This is a genomic window from Nocardioides cavernaquae, from assembly GCF_003600895.1.
Classification (GTDB): domain Bacteria; phylum Actinomycetota; class Actinomycetes; order Propionibacteriales; family Nocardioidaceae; genus Nocardioides; species Nocardioides cavernaquae.
Window position 1 is genome coordinate 47,361 of record NZ_QYRP01000002.1, and the last position, 25,792, is coordinate 73,152.

Here is a 25,792-nt window from a genome sequence, read left to right on the forward strand (position 1 = left end):
TCAGGCGCTCAGAGCGACTCGACGCGCTTCTTGAGCCCCTTCAGCGCGGTGTCGATGAGGATCTTCTCGCCCTTGCGCTTGAGCATGCCGATGAGCGGGATCGCCAGCTCGGCAGAGAGCCGGTAGACGACCTCGGTGCCACCGTCGACGGCCCGCAGCTCGTAGGCGCCATCGAGGGCCTTCAGCATCTTGCCCTCGGCAAGCGTCCAGGTCACCGCGGTGTCGTCGACCCACGTATAGGCCAGCGTGTACTCGTCGCGGATCGGCGGGACGTCGACCTCGAAGTGCACCCTGTCGGCCCGCTGGCCGGGCTGGCTGGCGAGCACGTCGGCCCGGACGATGCCCTTGGCCCACGACGGGTACGCGGGGAAGTCTGCGATCACTGCCATGACCGCGGCAGGCGGCGCCTCGACAAGAATCGTCGAGGTGGTCTGGTCGGCCATGCGGTGTTCCCCTCACAAGCGGGCTGCTGCTGGGCTGAGGACGCGAGCGTACCGGATACCGGTGCGCGCCCGACGGCCGGTAACGTGCCCCGACAGCACAAGTGCGCCGCTCAACTGGAGGTTCCCCGTGCGCGAGTTCTCGACGCCACAGACCGTCGACATCCCCCGGGTCGGCAACCTCACCGACGCCGTGGTCGCCAACGCCCGCGACCACGCCTCCGCGCCCGTGCTGTCGCGCCGCGGTGGGGACGGCTGGATCGATGTCACCGCCGCCGACTTCCTCGCAGAGATCAGCGCCGTCGCAAAGGGCCTGATCGCCGTCGGCATCGAGCCCGGGGACCGCGTCGCGCTGCTCTCCAAGACCCGCTGGGAGTGGACCGTCCTCGACTACGCGATCTGGTTCGCGGGCGCGGTGACGGTCCCGATCTACGAGACCTCGTCGGTCGAGCAGGTCGGCTGGATCCTGGCTGACTCGGGCGCGCGCGCTGTCGTCGTCGAGGGTGCCGCGCTGCAGGCCAAGGTGGCCGAGGTCCGCGGCGACACACCTGACCTGGAGCACGTGTGGAGCATCGAGAACGGCGCCCTCGCCGAGCTGAGCATGCTGGGCACCGGGGTCGGTGACACCGAGCTCGAGCGGCGGCGTACGACGGCGACGCCGCTCGATCTGGCCACCTTGATCTACACCTCCGGCACGACCGGCCGACCCAAGGGCTGCATGCTCACGCACGGCAACTTCCAGACCGAGCTCGGCGTCGCCGTGAGCGAGCTCGACCGGCTCTTCCAGGCCGACGGAGCGTCCACGCTGCTGTTCCTTCCGCTTGCGCACGTCTTCGCGCGGATCATCCAGGTCGGCTGTGTCCAGGCCCGCGTGCGTCTGGGCCACTCCGCAGACGTGAAGAACCTGGTCGCCGACCTGGGCGATTTCCAGCCGACCTTCGTCCTGGCGGTCCCCCGCGTCTTCGAGAAGCTCTTCAACACCGCGTCGCAGCGCGCAGCCGCCGACGGCAAGGGCAAGATCTTCGAACGCGCTGCCGAGACCGCGATCGCGTGGTCGCAGGCGAAGGATCGCTCTCAGGGTGGTCGCGTCCCTGCCCGGATCGCTGCCAGGCACGCACTCTTCTCCCGTCTCGTCTACGGCAAGGTCCGCGAGGCTCTCGGGGGGCAGTGTGCCTACGCGATCTCGGGTGGTGCACCACTCGGCGACCGACTCGGACACTTCTACCGCGGCATCGGGGTGAGCGTGCTCGAGGGCTACGGCCTCACCGAGACGACCGCAGCGCTGACCGTGAACCTGCCCGACGCGCAGAAGATCGGCACAGTCGGACGCCCCCTGCCCGGCACGGCCGTCCGGGTCTCCGACGACGGTGAGCTCCTCTTCCGCGGTGGCACGATCTTCGCGGGCTACTGGGGCAACGAGGACGCCACCCGTGAGGCACTCGAGGCAGACGGCTGGTTGCACACCGGTGATGTCGGCGAGGTCGACGACGAGGGATTCGTGCGGATCACCGGCCGCAAGAAGGAGATCCTGGTGACGGCCGGCGGTAAGAACGTCGCGCCAGCCGTCCTCGAGGACCGGCTCCGGGCCCACCACCTGATCAGCCAGTGCATGGTCGTCGGAGACGGCCAGCCGTTCATCGCCGCGCTGGTGACGATCGACACGGACTCGTTCCCGACCTGGGCCGAGGCGCACGGCAAGAGCGCGGACATCGCGGACCTGGTCGACGACCCCGATCTCCGTGCCGAGGTGCAGAAGGCGGTCGACGACGCCAACAAGGCGGTCTCCCAGGCCGAGTCGATCCGGAAGTTCGTGATCCTTCCCGAGGACTGGACCGAGGAGGGCGGTCAGCTGACCCCCTCGCTCAAGCTGAAGCGCAACGTGGTGATGCGCGAGTTCCGGCACGAGGTCACCGCGCTCTACGCGCGCTGACGCCCGTGAGGGCGTGTCACCCGACCGGCCTGGCCCCAGCCGCTGGAGGACTAGCCGACTGGGGTTCGGCCTAGTCCGAAATGACCATATGTAGGGGGTCCGCACTCCCGACCCCGCCGGATGGTGCATTGTGATGCACGCAACTCGGGAGGGAGTTGCAGGCGGACGGGTCTGGGAGGGAACTCGGGGCGTCCGTTCATTTCACCAATGAAGAAGGTGTCATGGACCGTAGGAAGATTCTGCTCATTTTGGCGGCGGTCGTCGCTGCGCTGGGAACCATGTTGGTGTGGCTCTACGTGCGCGGTGCCGAAGGACGAGCCCAGGAGCAGTTCGACACAGTCAAGGTCATTGTCGCAACGCAGGACATCGCCGCAGGCGAGTCCTTCACCGCGGCGTCACAGGCCGGAAAGTTCGAGAAGCGCGACGTCCCGCAGAACGTGCGGTTGACCGGTGCGCAGACCGACCTCAACGGGCTCGACGGCAAGGTCGCGCTCACGCCGATCTACGTCGGCGAGCAGGTCATCAGCGCGAAGTGGGGCGGCACCGGAGATGTCGATGTCACCGCCAAGGTGCTCGCCATTCCGAAGGGCAAGGTCGCGGTCTCGGTCAACCTAACCGACGCGGCCCGGGTCTCGGGCTTCGTCACTCCGGGCTCCGAGGTGGCCGTCCTGGTCGCCATCGGCGACGACGGCGCCGGCTACACCCACACACTGATCAGCCCGATCACCGTGCTCGGTGTCGGCGGAACGTCCACCATCACCTCGACGACCACGTCGAAGGACGGCGAGTCGACCACGGCGCCGATCCCCCAGACGCTGGTCACGCTCGCGGTGACGCAGCGCCAGGCCGAACAGCTGCTCTGGGCCTCGTCGTACGGCCAGATCTCGTTCGCCCTGGTGAACAAGGACTCGGATCTCGGAAACACCCCCCGGGTGGCCGAACAGAATCTCTTCCAGTGAGGTCCTGATGCCCGTCATCGTCGAATCCGACCCGGGCACCGTCGAGGCGCTGTCCCGGGCCCTGCCCCCGGGATCCCACGCCGTCGACGGCGCCGAGCGGCTCACCGCCTGGCTCGCGCACCGCCCCGATGAGTACGCCGTGGTCATCGGCCCCGGCATGGAGCTGAGCGAGGCGATCGCGACCTGCGAGAGCCTGCGCCTGACCCGACCCATGACCAGCGTCGTGCTGGTCCGCAAGGACATCGACACCGAGGTCCTCTACCGCGCCATGCAGTCCGGCTGCCGCGACGTCGTCCTCACCGACGACGCGAACGGCATCCGGGCCGCCGTGAGCCGGGCCCACCAGCTGCACCAGGCGTTCAGCGGCCAGGGCTCCTCGGGGCCGCATGGTCAGCTGATCACCGTCTTCGCGCCCAAGGGAGGTGTCGGCAAGACCACCACCTCGGTGAACCTTGCCCTCGCCCTCGCGGAGGGTGGCTCGCGCAAGGTCTGCCTCGTCGACCTTGACCTCGCCTTCGGCGATGTCGCGATCACGATGCAGCTCTTCCCGAGCCACACGATCGAGGAGGCCGTGGGCGGCGAGGAGAGCATGGACGCGGCTCTCGTCGAGTCCCTGCTCACCCGCCACGAGGACTCCCTCATGGTGCTCGCCGCGCCCAACCTGCCGGATGCCCGTGACCGGGTGACCGCCCGGCTGGTCTCGCGCATGTTGCGCACGCTGCGCCAGCAGTTCGACTACGTCGTCGTGGACACCGCGCCGAGCTTCGACGAGCAGACCCTCCAGGCGCTCGACGAGACCGACGAGTGCGTCATCATCGCGACCCTCGACGTGCCGACGTTGAAGAACGTCAAGGTGGCGCTGGAGACCCTCGACCTGCTCAACATCGCGCAGGGCCACCGGCACCTGGTGCTCAACCGGGCCGACGAGGCAGTGGGGCTCGACCACGAGAAGGTCGAGCAGATCCTCGGGATGCCGATCGCCGTTCCGATCCCCTCGTCCACCGACATCGCGGCAGCCACCAACTCAGGCAAGCCGATCGTCCTGGCGAACCCTGACCACCCGGCCAGCAAGGCCTTCCGGCAACTGGCAGTCCAGCTCGCCGAGGCCACTGGCGACGAGCACCATCCCGCGCTCCACGAAGCCGCCGAAGGCGCGGCCCGTGGACGCCGCATGCGGATTCGGAGGCATGGCGCATGAGCAGTCTCGGAGACCGCCTGAAGGCGGCAAACGCAGTGGCGAAGGACCCGGCCCCGGAGCCTTCGCTGGCACAGCAGGTTGTGGCTGACAGCCCGGCCGCGCAGGTCGAGTCTGCATCCGTCGTACCTGCCGCCGCGCCGCCGGCGCCTGCGGGCAAGCGGATCGCGGAGCCCGCACAGACCAGCCTCACCGAGCGACGGGCAGCCGTCAGCGCCACCGGAAACCGGTTCGGCGAGCTCAAGACTGCTGTGCACACCGAGCTCCTCAAGCAGCTCGGACCGCAGCTCTACGACGCCGACGTCCCCGCCGAGGAGCTCGCCACGAAGGTGCGCGCCACGCTGAAGGACGCGCTGGCCGGCCAGGACCGTCCACTCTCCGCGGCTGACCGCAACCAGATCACCAAGGAGATCACAGACGACATCCTGGGCTACGGTCCGATCGAGCCGTACCTCTCGGACCCCGAGGTCACCGAGGTCATGGTCAACGGGCCGGACAAGGTCTTCGTCGAGCGCAAGGGCCGGCTGACCCAGGTCGACGCCCACTTCGACGACGACAACCACCTGCGCCGGATCATCGACAAGATCGTGTCGCGCATCGGTCGCCGGGTGGACGAGTCGTCCCCCATGGTCGACGCCCGTCTCCCCGACGGCTCACGTGTCAATGCGGTGGTGCCGCCGCTCGCCATCGACGGCTCGGCGCTCACGATCCGCAAGTTCTCGGCAGATCCGTTCACGGTCGATGACCTGATCACCTTCGGCTCGCTCTCGCGGCGTACGGCCGACTTCCTGGACGCCTGCGTGCGGGGCAAGCTGAACATCGTGGTCTCCGGATCCACCGGCGCCGGCAAGACCACGACCCTCAACGTGCTCAGCTCCTTCATCCCGATGGACGAGCGCATCGTCACGATCGAGGATGCAGCCGAGCTCCAGCTGCACCAGGACCACGTGGTCCGGCTGGAGTCGCGCCCACCCAACATCGAGGGCAAGGGCGAGATCTCGATCCGCGACCTGGTCAAGAACAGCCTGCGCATGCGCCCGGACCGGATCATCGTCGGCGAGGTCCGCGACGCCTCCGCGCTCGACATGCTCCAGGCGATGAACACGGGCCACGACGGCTCGATCTGCACGGTGCACTCCAACGGTCCGCGCGACACCCTGGCCCGTATCGAGACGATGGTGCTCATGGCCGGCATGGACCTGCCGGTCCGCGCCATCCGCGAGCAGGTCGCTTCGGCGATCGACCTGATCGTGCACCAGACGCGCCTCCGTGACGGCTCGCGCAAGATCACACACGTCACCGAGGTCGAGCGCATGGAAGGCGATCTGGTCACGCTCCAGGACATCTTCGTCTACGACCACTCGCTGGGCTTCGACGAGGACGGGGTCAGCCTCGGACGACTTCGGTCGACCGGTCTGCGTCCGAAGTTCCTCGAGAAGATGCTGCACGCCAATGTCCGCGTCGACCCGATCGTCTTTGCTCGGGACGGTGTGTGATGCGGCGCCTCCTCTGGGGGGCGGCCAGCACCGTGCTGGCGCTCTCCCCTGCCCTGTTCACGGCGGAAGCCCTCGCGGCTCCTGACGACAAGGCCACGATCAGTCACGTCGAGCCCGGTGCAGATGACGCGCTGAGCGTTCTCGTCTCCGTGCCCGAAGGCGCCCAGGTGGACCTCGACAAGGTCACCCTGACCGTCGACGGCACGGAAGTGGACACGACCGCCTCCGTCGCCGGCACCGCCGCCGAGAACCAGGTGCGCCGGACCACGATCCTCGCGATGGACACCAGTGACTCGATGAAGGGTGCCCGGTTCACGGCCGCCCGCACAGCCGCCGACACCTTCCTGGACAGCGTCCCTGACGACGTCAACGTCGGCATCGTGACCTTCGACGCCTCGGTCCGCACGGCACTCGCGCCGACGACCGATCGCGACGCGGCACGCGCCGTCATCAGCAAGCTCGCGCTCGCGCACGGCACCCGCCTGTACGACGGCGTGCTGACGGCGATCAAGGAGTCCGGCGACGAGGGTCAGCGCAGTGTCCTGGTCCTGTCCGACGGAGCCAACACCAACAAGACCCCCCTGAGCGCCGTCACCACGGCCCTCAGCGACAACGAGGTGCGCCTCGATGCGGTGGCGCTCGACCAGCAGGGCGCCGACCTCGGTCCCCTCGAGTCGATGGCCACCGCTGGCAAGGGCACCGTGATTCCGGCAGACGCAACGGCGCTGGCGGAGGCATTCGACGCCGAAGCTGCATCGCTGGCCCGGCAGATCCTGGTGACGGGCACGGTCCCGTCTTCCGTTGAGGGAACCGAGGCCCAGGTCGCGGTGGCTCTTCCGACCGCGAGCGGCTCACTGGTTGCCTCGACGTATGCCGAGATCCGGGTTGCAGCGGCTCCCAGCAACGAACCGACGGTCGCCGAGGCCAAGGAGGCGTTGCAACTCCCCCGGCCGGTGCTGTTCGGCGGGCTGGCCGCCATCGGTCTCGGTCTCCTGGTCCTGCTGATGGCCGTCTTCTCTGCGGCCGGCGCAGACCGGACGCAGCGCACCGTCGAGCAGCGGATCGCTGCCTTCGGCTCGGGCGCGACGGCGGTGCGCGGCAAGGTCGAGTCCTCTTCCTTCAACTTCGCCGAGGTGAAGGATGCGACGGCCACGATGCTGCACCGCAGCAAGGGCCTCGAGGCACGGATCGAGCAGCGGCTGGCTGCCGCGGGCAACGCCCTGAAGCCGGCCGAGTGGGTCCTGCTGCATTCCCTGATCGCGATCATGGCGGGCCTCACCGGCCTGCTGCTCGGCAACGGCAGCGTCTTGCTGATGCTGCTGGGCGTCCTGCTCGGACTGGCGATTCCATGGATGTGGCTCGGGCACAAGCGAAAGAAGCGGATCGCTGCCTTCAACTCGGGGCTGGCCGACACTCTCCAGCTGATCTCCGGCAGCCTCACGGCAGGCATGTCACTCGCTCAGGCGCTCGATGCCGTCGTCAACGAAGGAAACGAGCCGATTTCGGGCGAGTTCCGGCGGGTTCTCATCGAGAGCCGTCTCGGTGTCCCGCTCGAGACGGCCCTCGAGGGCATCGGGCAACGCATCGAGAGCGTCGACTTCGACTGGGTGGTCATGGCGATCCGGATCCAGCGTGAGGTCGGCGGCAACCTGGCCGAGCTGCTGACAACAGTGGCGGCGACGCTGCGGGAGCGCGATTACCTCCGCCGTCAGGTGAAGACGTTGTCGGCTGAAGGCCGCCTCTCGGCATACATCCTGATCGGTTTGCCGATCGGCATGGCCGCGTATCTGCTCGTAGCACGGCGGGAGTACATCGCGCCGCTGTACACGACCGGCCTCGGCTTCGTCATGCTCGCCGCCGCTGTCCTGTTGCTCGGACTGGGCTGGCTGATGATGAGTCGCATCGTGAAGGTGGAGGTCTGACATGGCACTGGCACTCGGCGCCCTGCTCATCTTCGGAGCACTCTTCCTGGCGTTCGCCGCGGTCGGCGGAATGACTCAGGAGCGGTCCGGAGTCTCGCGTTCCCTTGCTGTCCTCCAGGCCATGACCGATGCACCGGACGAGCTCAAGAGCGAGCTCGACCGCCCGTTCGGCGAGCGCGTGCTGGAGCCGCTCTACCAGCGCCTCCAGCGAATCGGTCGCCGGATCACCGGAGCCGACCAGGTCGAACGGATCCGGCAGCGCCTGGACAAGGCCGGCAACCCTGACGGCTGGACCGTGGACCGCGTGGCCACGGGGAAGGTCCTCGGCTTCATCTGCGGATTCGTCTTCGCGGGCCTCCTGGCCCTCATGCTCCACAAGGGCTGGGGGGTCACGGCTGTCCTTGTTGCCGGAGGGGCCCTGTTCGGTTTCAACGCTCCGTCGATCTTCCTGTACAACGTCGCGCTCAAGCGTGATCAGACGATGCAGAAGGAAATCGCCGACGCGATCGACCTGCTCACCATCTCGGTGGAGGCCGGGCTCGGGTTCGACGCAGCACTTCAGCAGGTTGCCCGCAACACACAGGGGCCCGTCGCTCTCGAGTTCTCTCGGGTTCTCCAGGAGATGCAGATCGGACGGGGGCGCACAGATGCACTGCGCGCGCTCGGAGACCGCACCAGCATCCCGGAGATCCGAGGATTCATCAGTGCGATGGTGCAAGCGGACGCATTCGGCATCCCGATCGCGCAGGTGCTCCGGGTCCAGTCCAGGGAGATGCGGACCAAGCGGCGGCAGCGAGCCGAGGAGAAGGCCGCGCAGGTGCCCGTCAAGATCATGGTGCCCGTCGTGCTCTTCATTCTGCCGTGCCTCTTCATCGTGGTCATCGGCCCAGCCGCGATCAGCATCGCCCGTTCGTTCGGCTGAGGGAACAGAAATGAGCTCCGCAGACCGCCGAGCGCGGTATGCCTCAGTCACGGCCGCGGCCCGCGTCTTCACACTCGTGGTCCTTGCCCCGTCGGTGGCGATCACTCAGGACTACGGCGCGATCATCAGCGTGATCCTGCTGGCCGCGGTCTGGATGGCCGCCGTCTTCGCGGACGGCCTACCTCGCGTTGCCGCCATGCCCGCGCTGGTCGTGGAGTCCAGCATGGTCGCCTTCGTCGTGATGCTGTCCGCAGGAACCTCCCCGGTGTTGCTACCCGCCCTGGCCATTCCCCCCTTCATCGGCGGACTGGTCCGGGGCACGCGCGGCGGCCTCGAGGTTCTCGGAGCCGAGCTGGCCATCGCAATTGCGGTCGTGATCGCGAGCGGCGATCTCGTGCTGACCGACAAGCTCGGGGTGCAGTTGTTCAGCGCGATGACGGCCGGAGTCGGTCTGAGCGCGATCGCCGCGATCATCCACGACTCGCGTGAGTCCAAGCCCGACACGTCGTCCTCATATCGGGACGCCCGTGCGCTTCTCACCCAGCTCCGCGACCTCTCGGGGAGCCTTGTCGGAGGACTCGACTCGGTCCGGATCAGCCACGGCATTCTCGACCTGGCGCGTGAGGAACTGCCTTTCACTGGCGCCGTGGTCTATGTCGAGACGCCACACGGCTTCGCCCCGTTGATCGAAGGAGACGTCACGGACGAGGGGGCGGACAACACTCATGTCCTCGAGGAGGTCTTCCGCACCGGACGACCTGTCGTGTCGGGCCCGTGGGTCGGCGTTCCTCTGGTGACGGACGCGGGCGTCGTTGCCGCCCTGACCGGCGGTCTGATTCCCGGCAAGCGTCCGGCCCCTGGAGCACTCCTCCACACGCTCGACCATCTCGTGAAGGTGCTGCGACCGGAGGCGCTCCAGTTGGACACCGCCCTGCTCTTCACCGCTCTGCGCGACGAGGCAACTGCCGAGGAACGCCGCAGACTGGCCCGCGACCTCCACGACGGCGTTGCCCAGGACCTGGCATCACTCGGCTACCTGATCGACGAGATCTCTGAGACTTCCAGCGAAGAAGCGGTGGTCGAGCAGTGTCGTGACCTGCGGAGCGAGCTCTCCCGCGTCGTCGCCGAGCTCAGGCGATCGGTCTTCCTGCTGCGCAACGAGGCATCGACCCAGACGCTGGGCGAAACCGTCCAGGCACTCGGCGCCCACATCAAGTCACGCTCCGGGATCGATGTCGTCGTGTCGGTCGCCGAGGGCTCCAAGCGGCTACGCCCCGACGTCGAGGCCGAGCTGCTGCGCATCGCCCAGGAAGGCATGAACAATGCGGCTCGCCACGCAGCCGCGAGCCGGATCGAGGTGTCCATTGCCGTGCAGGCACCGGACGCGATGGTCCGGGTCGCCGACAACGGGCGCGGTCTTCAGCCGGGACGCGACGACTCACACGGCGTACGCATCATGCGAGAGCGAGCACGGCGCATCGGCGCCACGCTCGTGCTGCACAGCCCCGAGGACGGCGGCACCGAACTCCGCGTCGTCCTCGGGTCCACGACCTGGCTGGAGGGGCCAGTCGACAGAGAGGGAATTGCGTCATGAATGACACTCCGAAGACCCGGGTCGTCCTGGTCGACGACCACGAGCTGATCCGCCAGGGGCTGGCCCGCGCCTTCGAGCGCGACCCGAACATGGCGATCGTCGGTCAGGCTGGCAGCGTCGTTCGTGCCATGGCTGAGTACGACGAACACAAGCCGGACGTGATCGTCACCGACCTTCAGCTTCCTGATGGCACGGGACTGGACGTGATCCGCGCGATCCGGCAGCAGGACGACAAGATCGGCCTGGTCGTCCTGACCATGCACGCCGGGGACGACCAGATCTTCGCGGCTCTCGAGGCCGGCGCCTCCGCCTTCGTCGGCAAGGACGCACCTGCCAGTGAGGTGGTCGGTGCCGCCAAGCACGCGGCCATGTCGCCGCGCACCTTCATGTCCTCTGGCCTCGCTGGCGCCATGATGCGTCGGGCTGGTGGAGCCAGCCAGAAGCCGCGCCTCTCCGAGCGCGAGAACGAGGTGCTGAAGCTCCTGGCCGATGGCCTGGGCACCGCTGCCATCGCGGCACAGCTCTATGTCTCGGAGTCAACCGCCAAGACCCACATCGCGCGGATCTACCAGAAGCTGGGGGCCACGAACCGCGCCCAGGCCCTGGTCACGGCGATGCGATTGGGGTTGCTCTCCACCATGCAGGGAAGTTGAGAAAAGACTGGGGTTGTCCCCAGTGCGCGGCCCCAGCGCCAGATTGATCATCGCCGAAGCCCTTCGTCCGATACCGGACGGAGGGCTTCGGCGATTGACTCGGAACGTTCCGAACCTCCCTGGGTCCGGCACATGGGGGCCCGTAGATCGCGGGCACAACTACCAGGAGGACATTCCATGCTTGAGTTCTACGTACGCACCCTGCAGCTGCTGACCATCCCGCCGCGCAAGGATGAGAAGGGTGCCACCGCCGTCGAGTACGGCCTGCTCGTCGCCCTCATCGCGGCCATCATCATCATCGCCGTTGCGACCCTCGGCACCAAGATCAACGAGGCGTTCGGGTCGATCAACGCCAAGCTCTGAGAGGACAAACGGAGGGGCCGCAGGTTCGCCTGCGGCCCCTCCGTCGTCTGGACAACTGGTCAGACGCGCCAACCAGATCGACGCGAAGGAGTAGTCCAAAGGGACTACGGGGCTCTGGCTTCTCTCCCGATAGTGCCGCTCGCTAAACCGGGACATGATTCTTCTTGTCCGGCCCGCAAGGGAGTGTGAGCCGGTAAACCAAAATTCCTGGGAGGGAAAAATCATGACCGAGTTCTTCGTGAAGCTCATGCTGGCCGTCACCACCCCGCGCGACGAGGAAGAGGGCGCAACCGCAGTTGAGTACGGCCTGCTCGTGGCCCTGATTGCCGCCGTCATCATCGTCACCGTGGTCGCCCTCGGCACCAAGATCGACGAGGCCTTCGGCTCGATCAACTCGAAGCTCTGATCTGAGCTGACAGACACTGGTGACGGCTGCGAGGTGGAAACCTCGCAGCCGTCACTGCATTTTCCGGACTCGGGAGGTCATGGGATGAAGGATTTGGAACACGGCGAGTCCGGTGCCACTGCGGTGGAGTACGGCTTGCTTGTTGCGCTCATCGCCGCGGTCATCATCGCCACAGTCATCGTCTTCGGTGGCAAGGTGACCGGCCTTTTCGAGTCCGTCTGCAACGCAAGCGGAGCCTTTTCCTGCTAGTTCGATGACCCGTTCTGGATGGCACGAGCGACGGCAATCCGCTGCAACACCGTGGGATGACTTCCGAACCACCACTGTGACCACGCGGGCGGTTCAGGGTCCGAGACAGCGCCGAGCGCCAACTTCCGCTGCATCGCCTCAAAGGCCACCGGGTCCCCGGTGGCCTTCAGTGCGTCCACGTCCGCGCGCGTCTCCAGCTGCCGGCTGACCGCGTTCTCGACCGGCGCCGCCGCCAGTGATCCGATGGCCATCAAGGCGAGGACCAGCGCGACGACTTGCGGATCGCCTGCGCCGCTGACCCCTGCTCGCTCCCGGAGGCGGCCGCTTCCGAGCAACGACGCCAGGAGCCCGACGCCCATGACCGTGCCAGCGGCTCCTAGCAGGGCTCCGGTCATCACGTCGTCGTGCCGAGCATGGGCCAGCTCGTGAGCGACAACGGAGAGCACCTCGGGCTCCGACATCTCTGCGAGCAGGGTGTCGTAGACGACGATGCGGCGGCTGTCTCCGACGCCCGACACGTAGGCATTGGCCGCAGTCGTGCGCCGTGACGCATCGGCCACCAGCACCTCGTCGAGCGGGACGCCTTCCTTCTGTGCAAGTGCACCGATCCGGTCATGCAACGAGCCGTCCGGCAACGGAGTGAAATGGTTGAAGGCCGGCTCCACGATCCGTGGGTACATGTACGTCGCGGCCACGACCAAGCCGCACCCGAGTACCGCGGCGGCGATCGGCCACGCGCGCGGCAACCGGCGGGCCAGCCCAATGAGGACCACCACGGCGACGGCTGTGAAGACCACCGCAAGGCCGAGTCCCACTGCCTGGTCGCGCAGCAGCCCGCCCACTGGCTGGTCGGTGAGCCCGACGCTCCCTCTGTGCCGCCAGGCAAGCAGCACGAACGGGAGCCCGACGAGCCGCCCGATCGCGAGCACAGCCAGCACCAGCGCGATCACCCGCAACAGCCACGGCAGCGGGAGCCTGCCGAGCAGTCGGGCGCCCCGTGGCGTGAAGCCCAGCCAGCAGGCCACGAGCAGCGAGACTCCGAGCGAGGTCCAGCCGATCAGGCGAGCCCCATCGGCGTACGCCGAGGCACGGCGTACCTCCGCGGCAGTGAAGACGCTGTCGACGGCGACAGGTCCAGGCGTGCCGCCCGCGACGGGGTGCCACGGGACCCGGAGGGCCACGAGCACCGCAAACCCCACCAGGCCGAGCAGCGCCAGCACGACGCCGAGCACCTGACTGCTGACCGTCCTCTCACGCATCCAGGGCTCCCCTCTTCTCGGCCGTTCGGCCTAGTCAGGTCAGACCAGCGCCCTCCGACCGGACAATCCTCACCGACGTTGAGTGTTCCACCGGCGCACAACACAGTGGGGCCCGAGAATGGCGGGGTGCAGCATGCCATCGCCCTCACCCGTCCCGGACACTCCTGGCGGGTCCCCGCGCTGCTCTTCCTCGGCTTCGTGGTCGTGTACGCCGCGACGATCGGCACGGATGTCAGCCTCGATGTCTGGACTGCCGACTATGCCGCGTGGAGCATCATCAACACGGGCCACGGCTGGGTGGACATCTCGACGTTTCCCGCCATCGACGACCATCCGTTCCGCTCCGTGTGGGTCGTGCAGGCTGCGCACGGGCACGAAGCGATTGGGCGCGCACCGGGCGTGATCGCTCCCTCGCTGCCGGCGTACTGGATCGCGGGACTCACCACGATGTCGGTCGTTCCGGGGGCCCTGACTGCCGCAGTCCTGACCGCCTTGACCGATCTGCTCCTGTTCCTCACCCTGCGCGACCGCCTGGGCCAGCGCGGCGCCCTGCTTGCCACCCTCATCGTCGGGTTCGCCACCCCCGTGTGGACCATCGCCGCCAATGGCATGTGGCCGCACACGCTGACCATTCTCGGTATCGCCGGCATGGCCTGGGCCGCTGACCGCGAACGCTGGTGGCTGGTCGGGCTGTTTGGCGGTGTAGCGCTCTGGGGACGTCTCCACGCCGCGTTGATCTGCGCGGTCCTCACCCTCGGCCTGGCAGCGTGGCGGCGCGACCCACGCATCGCCGTCTGGGCCGGCCTGGCAGGCACCGCCACACTTGGGGGGCTGAGCGCTTGGAACCAGTGGATGTACGGGACCTGGGACCCGACCGCGGGCTACCGCACCGGCGACTTCACCGCGTACGCCGGAACCCACCTTGTCGACATCAGCAATCACCTCGGCTTCTGGATCTCACCTGATCGTGGCCTGCTGGTCTGGACTCCAATGCTGCTCGTCCTTGCTCCGGCACTGGCCCGGGGCTGGCGCGACCTGCCCGACTGGTCGCGCTGGTTGTTCGTCGGTGGCGTCGCGTATCAACTTCTGCAAGGTGCCCTGAACAGGTTCAGCGGCGGTGACGCCTTCTACGGTTACCGCCTTGGGCTCGAGCTCCTCGTCTGCGCGACGCCTGCACTTGCGTTGTCCGCAACGCGGCTGAGCCCACTCGGTCGCAGGCTCGCGGTGCCAGTTGGGGCATTCCAGTTCGCGATGATCGCTGCAGGAGCGTCTGGCAACTCCTACTTCGTTCCGGCCGAGGAGGTGTGGACCAGCAACAGCTTCATCGATGGGATCAGGCAGAACCCGGCAGGGTTCGGCAGCATCGCTGCACTCAGCTTCTTCGCTGCGCTCCTGTTCGTCAGGATCTGGAGTGAGCCCACGCTGAGTTCCTCACCGAAGGACGATCATGAATGAGTTTCGAAGGGACCCGGTCAGCTGGATCGTGCGGCGCGGAGCACCGGCAGCTGCGCTGATCGCGCTGATCGCGCTGGCCATCCGGATTGCCATCCATGGCCTGACCAACGACGACACGTTCTTCCACCTGCGCATCGGAGACGAGTTCCTGCGTGGTCGCTGGGATCTCGACGAACCAGGCTCGCTCACCAGCTACGGGACCCGGGATTGGGTCCCCACCCAGTGGCTCTCCGAGGTAGTCATGGCCGGAGCGGAGGACCTCGCGGGCACCGGCGGCATCGTCTGGCTGTTCGGCACGATCTTCGTTGCCTACGCGCTCACCCTGTACGCCGTAGCCCGCATCAGCGCACCACCGATCGTGGCGATCCTTGTGGCGGGCGCCGCGTTCGTGGGGTCCGGCGGAGGGCTGAGCGCGCGCCCCCAGGTGATGAGCTATCTGTTCGCCGCACTTGTGACGGCCGCCTGGCTCGGCACGATGCGCGATGGTCGCGTCCGGTGGTGGATCATCCCGCTCACCTGGCTCTGGGCGATGCTCCACGGGATGTGGCCCGTCGCCATCGTCATTTCCGCGGTCGGCGCTGTCGGTGTGGTCGCCGACCGCCGCCCGGAGCGAGGCCAAGCGCTTCGGATTCTTTCCTTGCCGCTGCTCGCCCTCGTTGCGGCGTTCCTGACTCCGCTGGGGCCGCGGCTGGTCGTCGAGATCCTGACAGTGACGTCCCGGGGAAAGTACTTCTTCGAGTGGGGGCCCACCGACTTCCATGCCTTCCAGCCAGCAGTGCTGGTGCTCCTGCTGGCCATCTCGCTGATCGCCATGCTTCGCGCCGGCCCTGCACGCTGGACGCACTTGCTCCTGCTCCTGCTGGCCGGGGCGTGGGCGCTCTACGCGTTGCGGACCATCCCCCTCGCTGCCGCGATCGCAGCTCCCTGTGCAGCGCTGGCCCTCGGTGAGTTGGCGCCGAAGGGTCCACGCATCGATCGGAGAGGAGCGCTGACACTTGTAGCCCTCGGCGCCGCGGCGAGTGCCGTCCTGGCCTTCCTCTCAAGCGGTGCTCACACGGTCGGACCGGACCGTCCAGACTGGGCCGACGCCGAACTCGACAAGCTCCCGGCCGCGACGGGTGTTCTGAATGCCTGGGACTGGGGCGGGTACCTCGCGTGGCGCCATCCCGACCTGGACTTCGTGGTTTCTGGTTATGGCGACGTGTTCACCACTGGCGAGCTCGACCGCAACGTTGCACTGACCGAGGCACACCACGGGTGGCTCGATGACCTCGAGGGCCTGCACGTCGAGGTCGCGCTGCTCGCTCCCGACTCGGACCTTGCCTATGGCCTCGAGCACACGGCTGGGTGGACCGTGGTCAGGTCATCCGACGAGATGGTCCTGCTGCACGCACCCGAGTGAGGCCGCTCAGCGCGCGATCTGCTCGAGGTCCTGCTGCCAGCGCCTGATGAGCTCGGTCTCGTCGAAGCCGTAGAGCTCGCGGAGGGTGGCATCGACCGGCTCACCGCCAGAGGCCCGACGGTAGAACGTCAGCAGCTGCTCCTCCGTGCCTGCGCGCGCGAGCACCTCTGCCGCACGCCAGGCCGCTTCGTACCACGCACCGAGGTGGGTGGCGCGGGTGTCGAACTCGTCCGCCCCGGGTAGGGCCTTCGGGACCCCATCACGACGCACGCGACGGATGATCTGCCCAGCAGTCATGGACACGGGCAGATCCGTGCCGTGCAGCGCGACGTGGTCGGCGTACCCCTCGAGGAGCCACTGGGGTGCCTTCGAGTGCACTGCGTCGGTGGCGACGTGGGTGAGCTCATGCGTCATCACGAGCTGGGCCCCCGCCGACTTCAGCGCGCCGAAGACCTCCGGATTCACGAAGACGTGCACCGGTGCGAGATCTGCCCGGTCCGATCCGACGAAGGTGGTGACGGCCGCGATCGCGGCATAGTCCCCCGTCCGTGCTCCCAGGGTGCGGTCGAGGTCGGCCGGCCCGGCCGGGACCTCGACGACGACGCGCGGGTGCCCGCCGACGACGGCTTCGACCGCAGGCACGGCGCGCCTCGCGAGCTGGGCGTAACGGTCCGCGTTCGCCGCAGGACCGGCCACCAGGACAAGCGTGTCTGCCGTGCGCCGCACCTCGAGAGGTCCGGCCAGCCAGAGCGGCACGGGCCGCGCTCCCCCGCCGATCGCATGGAGACGGATCCGTTCGCCCTCCTGCGCCAGGATCATGGTGACCTCCGCGCGGGCGGGCGCGCGATCGAATCCGTCGAACCGCCAGGTGGCCTCCACCGCGGCGGCCCACTGGCCTCGCGGCAGGGTCGCGGTGAGCACCGGGTCCTCGTCGATCATCCGGAAGGAGACATCGCGTACGTCGAGTGCCTCGGCGTTGGCAGCGACATCGCCGAGCAGCGGACTGCCCCTGTCGTCGCCCAGCGCGGCAGCGGCCTTCGCGTCACGATCGGCCAGGGCATCCTGCAGCCGGGCGAACACATCCGCCGCGAGGTCGCGGCGTACGGGCTGCGACTGCGGCGCCGGGACCTGCTCCGGTCCCCCGCATCCAGCCAGCAGGAACGGGCTGACCAGCAGGGTCGCGAGGAGAGCAGCGAGGCCGGCCGGCCACGTGTGTGGACGGCCGGCCTCGGCAGTGAGCTGGTCGGGCAGCTGGATCAACCCGGTCGGACGGCCGTGGTGATCGGCATCCGGTTGAGCTCGGCGATCGAGACGACAGCGCCCGAGTGCGGGGCGTGCACGATCTTGCCGCCGCCGATGTACATCGCGACGTGGCTGATCGGGCTGTAGTAGAAGACGAGGTCGCCCGGCTGGAGCTGGCTGATGCTGATCCGCGTGCCCGTGCCGGACTGTGCGGCCGAGGAGTGCGGCAGGCCGACGCCCGCGGCGCCCCAGGCGGCCATCGTCAGGCCGGAGCAGTCCCACGAGCCGGGGCCAGCGGCGCCCCACACGTAGGGGTCACCGATCTGGGCGAGAGCGAACTGCACGGCGGCAGCGGCACGACCCGAGGCGCTGACCTCGGGGATGCGGGTCACGTTGCCACGGCTCACCTCGGCGAGGTAACGCTCCATCTCGGCCTGCTCGAGACCGTCGAGGATCTTCTTCGCGGCTGCGGTCTTGGCCTCGACCTCGGCCTTCTCCTTGGCCAGGCGCTTGGCCACGGACTTGAGCTCGGCGGCACGCTCGGCAACGGCGTCGTGGCGGATGTCGAGGGCCTGGCGCGCCTTGTCGTAGGACGCGAGGGTCTCGGACTGCACGTCGTTGTAGGCGTGCAGGGTGGTGAGCTGGGTGAGGAACTGGCCCGGGTCCTCGCTGGCGACCATCTCGCCGGTCGCCGAGAGCGCGTGGCCTTCGTACTGGGCGGTGATCGCCTCGTCGACAGCGGACTCGATCTCAGCAACGACGGCCTGCTGGGCCTTCTCGTCGGCCTTGACGTCGGCCAGGTCCTGCTCGAGCTTGTCGCGGAGAATCCGGGCGTCGTTGTAACGCTCAGAAGCCTGCTCGGCCTGCGTGTGAAGGCGCTCGACGCGAGCCTTGACGTCGTCGATGTCGGGCTCGGCGGACGAGGGCGACATCGGGACGAGCGCGATGGTGAACATCGCACAGGTGCCGGTCAGGGCCGTGATGATTCGCTTCTGGCCGTGGCGCATCAAGCGGGGGTACTCCCTCTTTGTCAACGCTTGCCGGGTGAGCTGTCGGGTTCAGGCACAAAGAAGCCCTACGCACGCTCCCCGGATCCCGAGTCCGACTCACGTGCGATGCACCCCAGGAAAACGTGGTTCCCCGGCTCCGGCTCCGCGACTTCCCCGTCACGGCGCCGAATTCAGCGTGGCGCCCGAGCCGGTCCGTGTGACCGCCTGTGACGGGCGCCTGAGTTCCCCTCAGGGTACGCGGAGGGGTCAGAGGGCGGCAAACCCGACACTAGGCCGAGGCCACATCCGGTCCTGTGAGAGGCGTCACCAGACGCAGGGGTGGGACCAGCCCTGAGCCAGCCAGGACGTCGAGCGCACGGCGCTCGTCGTCGTCGAAGGAGAGCTCGGGCGGCGGACCGAGGAGCACCGTCACCACGCAGTCGTGGCAGGCCAGTCCGCGCACCACGCAGGTGTCGCAATCGATGAGTGTCGTCATGCAGCGCAGGCTGACAGGCACCACCGACAAGACCGTACGTCGCAGCGCGGCGCCCGCGTGTCGTCGTACTCCGCGGGGCGAGTGGGTAAGGCGTGAATCAGCCCTGGACGGAGTTGCGGTCGACCAGCTCGATCGCGTCGTCGCGACCGCACCAGCGACAGCTCACGGCCTCGACGACCTCGGAGCGCAGCTCGGTCTCCTCGATGGTGTGGTCACCGGCGAGGTCGAAGTGCCAGTACTCGCTCGTCTTGCGCGTGCGCGTCACGTCGAAGCGGGTGAGGTTGCCGCAGCCACCGCAGCGCCAGCGGTGCGCTGCGTCGGGGATCGGTGCGCTCACTGAGTCGCTCCTTGTGTCGTCGGTGCGCTCGCCGGTCGAGCCACTCGTCGGGGAACAGCCTAGGGCCGGCGAGAGGAGCGCGTCGCCCTGGCCCGGTCCGTCCCATCCAGCTGACGGAGGCGCCATACGAGGACAGCCATCGGCAGAGCAGCGAGGGGCAGGTCGGCCCAGCCCAGAAGAGGCACAGCCTCGGCAAGGGCGTGCCTCATCGAGGTGGAGAAGAGGAGCACCCAGATGACCAGCAGCAACCAGCGCGCCCTCACCAGGAGTCCCGCCGAGAGCAGCCAGATGGCGATGGGCAGGAGGAGCACGCCGTCGTAGAGCATCGCGTGCGGGGAAAACACCACCGTCAACAGGCTGAGGACGGCAAGGTCCCGAAGGGGATCCGGGAGCGACGTGCGGGCCGCCATGAAGACCGCAATGGCACCGACTCCCAGCGACAGGATGCCCAAACCGCGTGTCGCGGGCAGGGACTCTCCCCATGCGGCCAGGGAGATCGTCTTCCACGCCTGCCCCGACCCAACGAGCTCGCGGTAGGCGGCGCTGCCGAGAGCGTCGACCCAGTTCCGCATCCCACGCTGACCGACCGCGGCAAACGAGACCAGCAACAGTCCGCTGCCAACGACGACATACCCGGCAAGGGCCCGCCAGTCGCGGCGGGCAATGAGGGCACATGGCACGAGCAGCACCAGATGCGGTTTGAAGGCTGCCAGCGCAAGGAGCATGCCCGCCCAGACCGGCCTGCCATCGGCCGCGCACCGCATCGCCGTCACCCACAGGGCCAGAAAGATCAGGCTCATCTGTCCGGCTGCGAACGCTTCGAACACCGGCGGGAACGCAACGCATCCCAGAACGACCAAGCGGCGGTCCTCACGACGAATGCCCGGCGCCAGGTGCAGCAGGCCACGGATGATGACCGCCAGGGCCAACCCGTTGATCACTGCGAAGCAGAACGCCGCCACGAGGTAGGCAAGCGCCCCGAGTGGCGCGAGCAGCACGGCGACGAACGGGGGCGCGACGAACCAGGAGAAGCCCGTCATGCCTGGAACTTCCTCCTGCTGGAGGGGTCCTTGTCGGGCAGGGTCGTAGAGGTCTGCGCCGAAACCCTCGACGAGACCGCGCCCCCCGGTCCAGTAGGCAAGGAAGTCTGGAAGGACTACCTGTCCGCCAAGGACGAGAGGAAGATCCCCCGCGGCGATGGTGCCGAGCCAGACCGTCGCGGAGAGGACGACAACGATCACGGGGTAGTTGCGCATTCGCTCGCGCGTGAACCACCTGTCTGCCACGGACCTTCCCTCGCCCATCAGCCGAGGGTAGAGCCCGGGTCGCCCGCGTGGGTCAACAATGCCGAATGCGCGGGCGAGGTCGGGCAGGGCGCGTCGTCCCGGCTCTGTCGGTGGTCCGGCCTAGCGTCAGCGTCATGAGCACCGCCGCCACACCCGTCCGGTCCCGCTGGGAGTCCCAGCGGAGCTTCGACGAGCTCGGGCGGCCGTTGCGTGACCTCACCTTCTGCGTCGTCGACCTGGAGACCACCGGCGGGTCCGCGGCCGGCGGGTCGATGATCACCGAGATCGGTGCGGTGAAGGTCTGCGGCGGCGAGGTGCTCGGCGAGTTCCAGACGCTGGTCAATCCGCACACCGCGATCCCGCCGTTCATCGCGGTCCTGACCGGCATCTCCAACTCGATGGTGGCCACCGCTCCCCCGATCGAGTCGGCATTGCCGGCCTTTCTCGAGTTCGCCGCGGGATCTGTGCTGGTTGCCCACAACGCGCCGTTCGACATCGGCTTCCTGCAGCACTTCAACGAGCAGCAGGGCCGGGTCTGGCCACGGTTCGAGGTGCTCGACACCGCCAAGCTGGCTCGCCGGGTGATCACCCGCGACGACGCCCCCAACTGCAAGCTCTCCTCGCTCGCGCAGCTCTTCGGGGCCACGACGACGCCCAACCACCGCGCGCTCGCCGATGCCCGCGCCACGGTCGACGTCCTCCACGGGCTGATGGAGCGGCTCGGCGGTCTCGGTGTGCACACCCTCGAGGAGCTGCAGACCTTCTCCTCGCGCGTCACCACTGCCCAGCGCAAGAAGCGCCACCTGGCCGAGGGGCTCCCCCACGCCCCCGGGGTCTACCTGTTCCGCGACGACCGCGCGCGGGTGCTCTACGTCGGCACCTCCAAGGACCTGCGCACGCGCGTCCGGTCCTACTTCACGGCCTCCGAGACCCGGTCCCGCATGGGCGAGATGGTCGGCCTGGCCACCGAGGTCACGGGCATTGAGTGCGCCACTCCGCTCGAGGCCTCCGTCCGTGAGCTCCGGCTGATCGCCGAGCACAAGCCGCGCTACAACCGACGTTCACGCAACCCGGAGAAGGCCCACTTCCTCAAGCTGACGCGAGAGCCCTGGCCGCGGCTCTCGCTGGTCAAGCGCGTGCTCGACGACGACGCCGACTACCTGGGCCCGTTCTCCTCGAAGAAGACAGCAGAGCGCTGCCTGAGCGCCCTCCACGACGCGTTCCCGATCCGGCAGTGCAACGACCGGCTCCCGATCGAGCCATCGCGCTCGGCGTGCGTTCTTGCCGAGATGGACCGGTGCGTGGCTCCGTGTGACGGCAGCACCGACGCCTCGGCGTACTCCGAGCTGGTGGCGCAGCTGCGTGAGTCACTGCTGCGCAATCCCGACGACGTCGTCGCGACGATCAACGAGCGCATGGACCGGCTGGCCGCCGACGAGCGTTTCGAGGAGGCGGCGGTCCACCGAGACCGGCTGTCCGGATTCCTTCGCGCCGCCGCGCACACCCAGCGGCTCTCCGCTCTGACCCGCTGTCCGGAGGTGGTGGCCGCCCTGCGCGAGGACGCCGGCCAGTGGGAGGTTCACGTGGTCCGTTTCGGGCGCCTCGCTGCTGCCGGCGTGATTCCTTCCGGCGCCGATGCGTCGATCTGGGTCGAGCAGCTGCGCAGCTCTGCGGAGACCGTTCGGCCCGCACCCGGCCCGACGCCTGCCGCGACGGCCGAGGAGTCCGAGCAGGTGCTGCGCTGGCTGGAGCGGGACGGAGTGCGGCTGGTCGATGTCGACGGCGAGTGGACCTGCCCGGTCGGCGGCGCGGGGCGCCACCTCGCGCTTCACGATGCGGTCAACCGGTCCCGCGACTCGCTGGTGCCGTTCGACGAGCGCCGCGCGCTGACTCTGCTGCATCGACCGGTCCGCTGATTCAGCGCAGGACGTCCAGTAGCGACGCGTGGTCGTCGGTCCAGGCATCACGCGGCGCTCCATCAAGCGGCGCCCAGCCGGATTCGTCGGTGAGGACATCCGCCAGACCGCCGTCGGGGCTGAGCGTCACCCACACCGACAGCCTCCCTAGAGGCTTCTCACCGCCCTGTCCGATCGCTGAATCCCAGCCAAGACCGGCGGCTGCCCCGGCGACAACCCCGCGGAGGTCGAAGTAGTTGTTGCTGATGTGGACGACGATCGCGCCGCCGGGACGGACCCGGGAGGCATACTCCGCAAACGCCTCGGCGGTCAGCAGGTGGACCGGCACCGCATCGGAGCTGAACGCGTCGAGGACCAGAAGGTCAGTCGACGCCGGCGGAAGCTCAGCCACCTTGAGCCGACCATCGCCGGCGATCATCTCGACATCTGCCGCGGAGGCGGACAAGAAGGTGAAGTTGCGGGTGTCGCTCGCCAGGCGAATGACCTCGGGGTCGATCTCGATGAACCGCATCTTCTGGCCTCTCGAGCCGTACGCCGCCATGGTGCCTGCGCCCAGCCCGACGGCGGTGATGTCTCTCGCCAGCGAGCCGAAGTGCTCGAAGACGTCTGCCAGCGGGCCGCTGCGCGCGTAGTAGGCCGTCGGTTCGTTGCGCTTCCCCGGCTGTGTCGACTGGAATCCATGGACCGTCGTGCCGTGCCCGAAATCGACCCGGTCTGATTGCTCGATCACTACATACGAGCCATAGAAGGTCCGGGAACGCGCGAGCACCTCGCCACGCTGGAGCGTCGTGAACGATCCGACCACCAGCAGCGCGGCCATCGACAGCGCGATCCAGCGGGTTGCTCCCACGGCGAGCCACAACAGTGGAACACCGGCAAGGACCAGCGAGTACTCGATCACCCGGTCGAAGACCAAGGGCGCTACTAGCCCGTTGAGGAGTCCACCCAGAGCGCCACCGATGGAGATCACCACGAAGAACAAGGTGAGGTGATCGGCGGGTGGACGATCCGCAGCCAGGATGGCGTGAGCCACGTAGGCAACGACCGCGAGCATCGCCAGGTGTGCCCCCACCGTCAACGGAAGCGGAAGTGACTGCTCCGCAAACGTCATCGCGCGGGTCCCGATCACGAGCACCAGCGCGATCGTGGCCATGCGGGCCGGACGGCGACGCCCCCGACCCCCGAAGGCGACCACGAAGGTTGCCAGGTAGATGGCCAGCGGCATGACCCACAGGAGCGGGATCGGCGCGACGTCGGTGGTGATGTGTGCAGTCACGCCGAGCATCAGCGACGACGGCAGAAACGCGAGCGCCAGCCAGATCAGCATCGTGCGGGTGGAGGGACGTGCTGTGCGCGGCGCTGCCTCAGCAGTGCGTCGACCGCGGAAGGCGGTCAGCCCGCACGTGGTCACCAGCCCCAGAAAGACGACGAAGGCAGCCGACCACCACATCCGCTGCTCGTGGAGGGCCAGGTGCGGCTCGACAGCGAAGGGATAGGCGAGCAGGCCGACGAAACTCCCGACGTTGCTGGCCGCATAGAGGAAGTACGGGTCGTGAGCGCGAGGGACGTCGAGCCACGAGTACCAACGCTGGAGCACGGGTCCGGTCGTCGTCAGCACCGCGAATGGCAGTCCGACCATGATCACGAGGGTCCGCAGCAGCCACCACACAGGTGACGACTCGGGAGCGGCGTCGGCTGGCAGGGCGAGCGGGAGCACCAGCAGCGGCAACACCAGCAGCGGCACCATGATCAACGGTTGCCGGCGTGGTCCGAATCGTGAGGTGACGTGGACGAAGACGTAGCCGAGAAGCAGCACCACCTGGAAGAACAGAGTGCATGTCGCCCACACGCTTGCCGCGCCGCCGTACGACGGAAGGAGCAGGCGCGCCGCCATCGGCTCGACCAGGAACAGCAGCGCCGCGCCGGTGAACGCGGTTGCCGTATAGAGCACGGCCACCGGATGAACGCGTGCCACCGGAATCGTCCTGAGCGCGTTGTCGGTGGTCACCCAGCCACGCTAGTGGGGCTACTGGCCCTGAATCCGCCGAACGGTCGCACTCTGGCCGATCGCCCGACAAGACGGCCCGCTCGCTGACCACGCGCCCGACTGCCCTACTCTCGATCCATGATCACCGCCATCGTGCTCATCAAGGCCGACGTCTCCCGCATTCCTCAGGTCGCTGAGGCAGTCGCTGACATCGAGGGTGTCTCGGAGGTCTACTCCGTCACCGGACGCACCGACCTCATCGCGATGGTGCGGGTGAAGGAGCACGAGCAGCTCTCCAACGTCGTCGCCGAGAAGCTGCGTTCAGTCGACGGCATCACGGACACCGAGACGCACATCGCCTACCGGGCCTACTCCAAGGTCGACCTCGAAGCCACCTTCGACCTCGGCCTGGACTGACACCCCGGACTGACACCTCAAGATTGGCAAGCGGGACTTTTGTCCCCCGATCGGCCATTTCTTGTCGCCCCTCCGGACGTTTGCCCTCGGTTGTCCGAGACCACGCCCGGCGGCGCCTCTACGGTGAAACGACTGTTCCTGGGAGGGAGCAGTCAGCACCGCTGCGCCGCTCGGGCCTCCCCCAATGAGTGGCGCAGCGGTGTCCTGACTCACGATCGCAACGTGTGGAGCACACAAAGCGACTAGCCTGCGGCCGTGGACATGTGGGATGTGGTCGGCTGGGGCGGTTCCGCCCTCGTCGTGCTGTCCCTTCTCCAGGCACGGGTGCTGCGCTTCCGGGTGCTCAACCTGATCGCCTGTGGACTCCTCGTCGCCTTCAACTCTGCGCTCGAGGTCTGGCCGATGGTCGCGCTCAACGTGGTGCTCTGCTCGGTGAACGCCTGGTTCGTCACCCGGCTCCTGCGCGAGCGCCACGACTCGACCGCGTTCGAGGTGCTGCAGGTCAAGCCCGACGACACCTACCTGCTCCACGTCCTCGAGGTGCACGCCGCTGACATCGCGCGGTTCCAGCCGGACTTCGACGCTGCCGGCCTGGGCAGCACCTCGGGGTGCACGGTCTACCTGGTGCAGAAGGGCGACGAGACGCTCGGCGTCGTCGTACTCGAGATCCAGGGCGACACCGCCGAGGTCCGCCTGGACTACGTCACCCGCAAGTACCGCGACTTCTCCCCTGGCGAGTTCGTCTGGCGCCGCAGCGGCATGCTCGCGACCCGCGGCGTGCGCCACGTGCTGACGTCGCCGCGCATGGTCAACGCCTACTACGGCAACGTCGGCTTCCGCCGCGAGGGCGACAGCTGGGTGCTCGACACCTGATCTG

The 25,792-nt window shown here is 68.0% G+C and carries 24 protein-coding genes and 1 riboswitch; of the genes, 16 read left to right on the forward strand and 8 right to left on the reverse strand.

Annotated features, from left to right (window positions below; genetic code table 11):
* Positions 1–8: 8 nt before the first annotated feature.
* Positions 9–443, reverse strand: coding sequence for an SRPBCC family protein (locus tag D4739_RS00305; protein WP_120058614.1), 435 nt, complete (start codon positions 441–443; stop codon positions 9–11).
* 127 nt (positions 444–570) lie between these two features.
* On the opposite strand from D4739_RS00305, the gene D4739_RS00310 reads away from it, so the two are divergent.
* From D4739_RS00310 to D4739_RS00360, 11 genes are all read left to right on the forward strand, one after another.
* A complete protein-coding gene (locus D4739_RS00310) occupies positions 571–2,370 on the forward strand; it encodes an AMP-dependent synthetase/ligase (RefSeq protein WP_120058616.1) in 1,800 nt (599 codons plus the stop codon).
* Positions 2,371–2,591: 221 nt separating this feature from the next.
* Positions 2,592–3,329: a Flp pilus assembly protein CpaB gene (cpaB, locus tag D4739_RS00315; protein WP_120058618.1), complete on the forward strand. Its 738-nt coding sequence runs from the start codon at positions 2,592–2,594 to the stop codon at positions 3,327–3,329.
* A 7-nt stretch (positions 3,330–3,336) separates the two neighbouring features.
* Positions 3,337–4,527: a CpaE/TadZ family protein gene (locus D4739_RS00320; protein WP_120058621.1), complete on the forward strand. Its 1,191-nt coding sequence runs from the start codon at positions 3,337–3,339 to the stop codon at positions 4,525–4,527.
* Positions 4,524–6,020, forward strand: coding sequence for a TadA family conjugal transfer-associated ATPase (locus D4739_RS00325; protein ID WP_120058623.1), 1,497 nt, complete (start codon positions 4,524–4,526; stop codon positions 6,018–6,020). The genes D4739_RS00320 and D4739_RS00325 overlap by 4 nt, the downstream gene beginning before the upstream one ends.
* Positions 6,020–7,942 carry a type II secretion system F family protein gene (locus D4739_RS00330; protein WP_120058625.1) on the forward strand — a complete coding sequence of 641 codons (1,923 nt, stop codon included), beginning with the start codon at positions 6,020–6,022 and terminating at the stop codon, positions 7,940–7,942. Before D4739_RS00325 ends, D4739_RS00330 begins: the two co-directional genes overlap by 1 nt.
* Before the next feature lies 1 nt (position 7,943).
* On the forward strand, positions 7,944–8,864 hold the full coding sequence (locus D4739_RS00335) for a type II secretion system F family protein (protein ID WP_120058627.1): 921 nt from the start codon (positions 7,944–7,946) through the stop codon (positions 8,862–8,864).
* Between the two features lie 10 nt (positions 8,865–8,874).
* Complete coding sequence (locus D4739_RS00340) at positions 8,875–10,458, forward strand: sensor histidine kinase (RefSeq protein WP_120058629.1); 1,584 nt, start codon at positions 8,875–8,877, stop codon at positions 10,456–10,458.
* On the forward strand, positions 10,455–11,111 hold the full coding sequence (locus D4739_RS00345; RefSeq protein WP_120058631.1) for a response regulator transcription factor: 657 nt from the start codon (positions 10,455–10,457) through the stop codon (positions 11,109–11,111). Before D4739_RS00340 ends, D4739_RS00345 begins: the two co-directional genes overlap by 4 nt.
* 177 nt (positions 11,112–11,288) lie before the next feature.
* Positions 11,289–11,474 (forward strand): Flp family type IVb pilin, encoded by a 186-nt coding sequence (locus tag D4739_RS00350; protein WP_120058633.1) that lies wholly within the window; start codon positions 11,289–11,291, stop codon positions 11,472–11,474.
* A 223-nt stretch (positions 11,475–11,697) separates the two neighbouring features.
* Entirely contained in the window at positions 11,698–11,880 is a 183-nt protein-coding gene (locus D4739_RS00355; RefSeq protein WP_220699197.1) for a Flp family type IVb pilin, read from the forward strand.
* 33 nt (positions 11,881–11,913) lie between these two features.
* Complete coding sequence (locus D4739_RS00360) at positions 11,914–12,129, forward strand: Flp family type IVb pilin (protein ID WP_238473446.1); 216 nt, start codon at positions 11,914–11,916, stop codon at positions 12,127–12,129.
* Here D4739_RS00360 and D4739_RS00365 read toward each other — a convergent pair.
* Positions 12,126–13,388, reverse strand: a complete 1,263-nt coding sequence (locus D4739_RS00365) for a M48 family metallopeptidase (protein ID WP_120058638.1) — start codon at positions 13,386–13,388, stop codon at positions 12,126–12,128. The genes D4739_RS00360 and D4739_RS00365 overlap by 4 nt on opposite strands.
* Before the next feature lie 126 nt (positions 13,389–13,514).
* Between D4739_RS00365 and D4739_RS00370 the strand changes: the two genes are divergently transcribed.
* On the forward strand, positions 13,515–14,843 hold the full coding sequence (locus D4739_RS00370) for a hypothetical protein (RefSeq protein WP_120058640.1): 1,329 nt from the start codon (positions 13,515–13,517) through the stop codon (positions 14,841–14,843).
* Entirely contained in the window at positions 14,836–16,245 is a 1,410-nt protein-coding gene (locus tag D4739_RS00375) for a hypothetical protein (RefSeq protein WP_147384743.1), read from the forward strand. The genes D4739_RS00370 and D4739_RS00375 overlap by 8 nt, the downstream gene beginning before the upstream one ends.
* Before the next feature lie 6 nt (positions 16,246–16,251).
* On the opposite strand, the gene D4739_RS00380 is transcribed toward D4739_RS00375, so the two are convergent.
* From D4739_RS00380 to D4739_RS00400, 5 genes are all read right to left on the reverse strand, one after another.
* Complete coding sequence (locus D4739_RS00380) at positions 16,252–17,505, reverse strand: hypothetical protein (RefSeq protein WP_120058644.1); 1,254 nt, start codon at positions 17,503–17,505, stop codon at positions 16,252–16,254.
* Positions 17,502–18,494 carry a C40 family peptidase gene (locus D4739_RS00385; protein WP_120058646.1) on the reverse strand — a complete coding sequence of 331 codons (993 nt, stop codon included), beginning with the start codon at positions 18,492–18,494 and terminating at the stop codon, positions 17,502–17,504. The genes D4739_RS00380 and D4739_RS00385 overlap by 4 nt, the downstream gene beginning before the upstream one ends.
* Positions 18,495–18,505: 11 nt before the next feature.
* Positions 18,506–18,683: riboswitch (cyclic di-AMP (ydaO/yuaA leader) on the reverse strand.
* An 82-nt stretch (positions 18,684–18,765) separates the two neighbouring features.
* Entirely contained in the window at positions 18,766–18,972 is a 207-nt protein-coding gene (locus D4739_RS00390) for a hypothetical protein (protein WP_120061636.1), read from the reverse strand.
* A 97-nt stretch (positions 18,973–19,069) separates the two neighbouring features.
* Positions 19,070–19,309 (reverse strand): hypothetical protein, encoded by a 240-nt coding sequence (locus tag D4739_RS00395; RefSeq protein WP_120058648.1) that lies wholly within the window; start codon positions 19,307–19,309, stop codon positions 19,070–19,072.
* A gap of 59 nt (positions 19,310–19,368) precedes the next feature.
* Positions 19,369–20,349 carry a glycosyltransferase family 87 protein gene (locus D4739_RS00400; RefSeq protein WP_182920241.1) on the reverse strand — a complete coding sequence of 327 codons (981 nt, stop codon included), beginning with the start codon at positions 20,347–20,349 and terminating at the stop codon, positions 19,369–19,371.
* A gap of 380 nt (positions 20,350–20,729) precedes the next feature.
* Between D4739_RS00400 and D4739_RS00405 the strand changes: the two genes are divergently transcribed.
* Positions 20,730–22,511, forward strand: coding sequence for a DEDD exonuclease domain-containing protein (locus tag D4739_RS00405; RefSeq protein ID WP_120058652.1), 1,782 nt, complete (start codon positions 20,730–20,732; stop codon positions 22,509–22,511).
* Between the two features lies 1 nt (position 22,512).
* Here the strand turns inward: D4739_RS00405 and D4739_RS00410 are convergent, their stop codons facing one another.
* Complete coding sequence (locus D4739_RS00410) at positions 22,513–24,519, reverse strand: spermidine synthase (protein WP_120058654.1); 2,007 nt, start codon at positions 24,517–24,519, stop codon at positions 22,513–22,515.
* A 117-nt stretch (positions 24,520–24,636) separates the two neighbouring features.
* Between D4739_RS00410 and D4739_RS00415 the strand changes: the two genes are divergently transcribed.
* The gene (locus D4739_RS00415; protein WP_120058656.1) at positions 24,637–24,915 is read left to right on the forward strand and encodes an Lrp/AsnC family transcriptional regulator; all 279 of its coding nucleotides are present in this window, start codon (positions 24,637–24,639) and stop codon (positions 24,913–24,915) included.
* Positions 24,916–25,176: 261 nt separating this feature from the next.
* Entirely contained in the window at positions 25,177–25,788 is a 612-nt protein-coding gene (locus D4739_RS00420) for a hypothetical protein (RefSeq protein ID WP_220699319.1), read from the forward strand.
* The last annotated feature ends 4 nt before the right edge of the window (positions 25,789–25,792 follow it).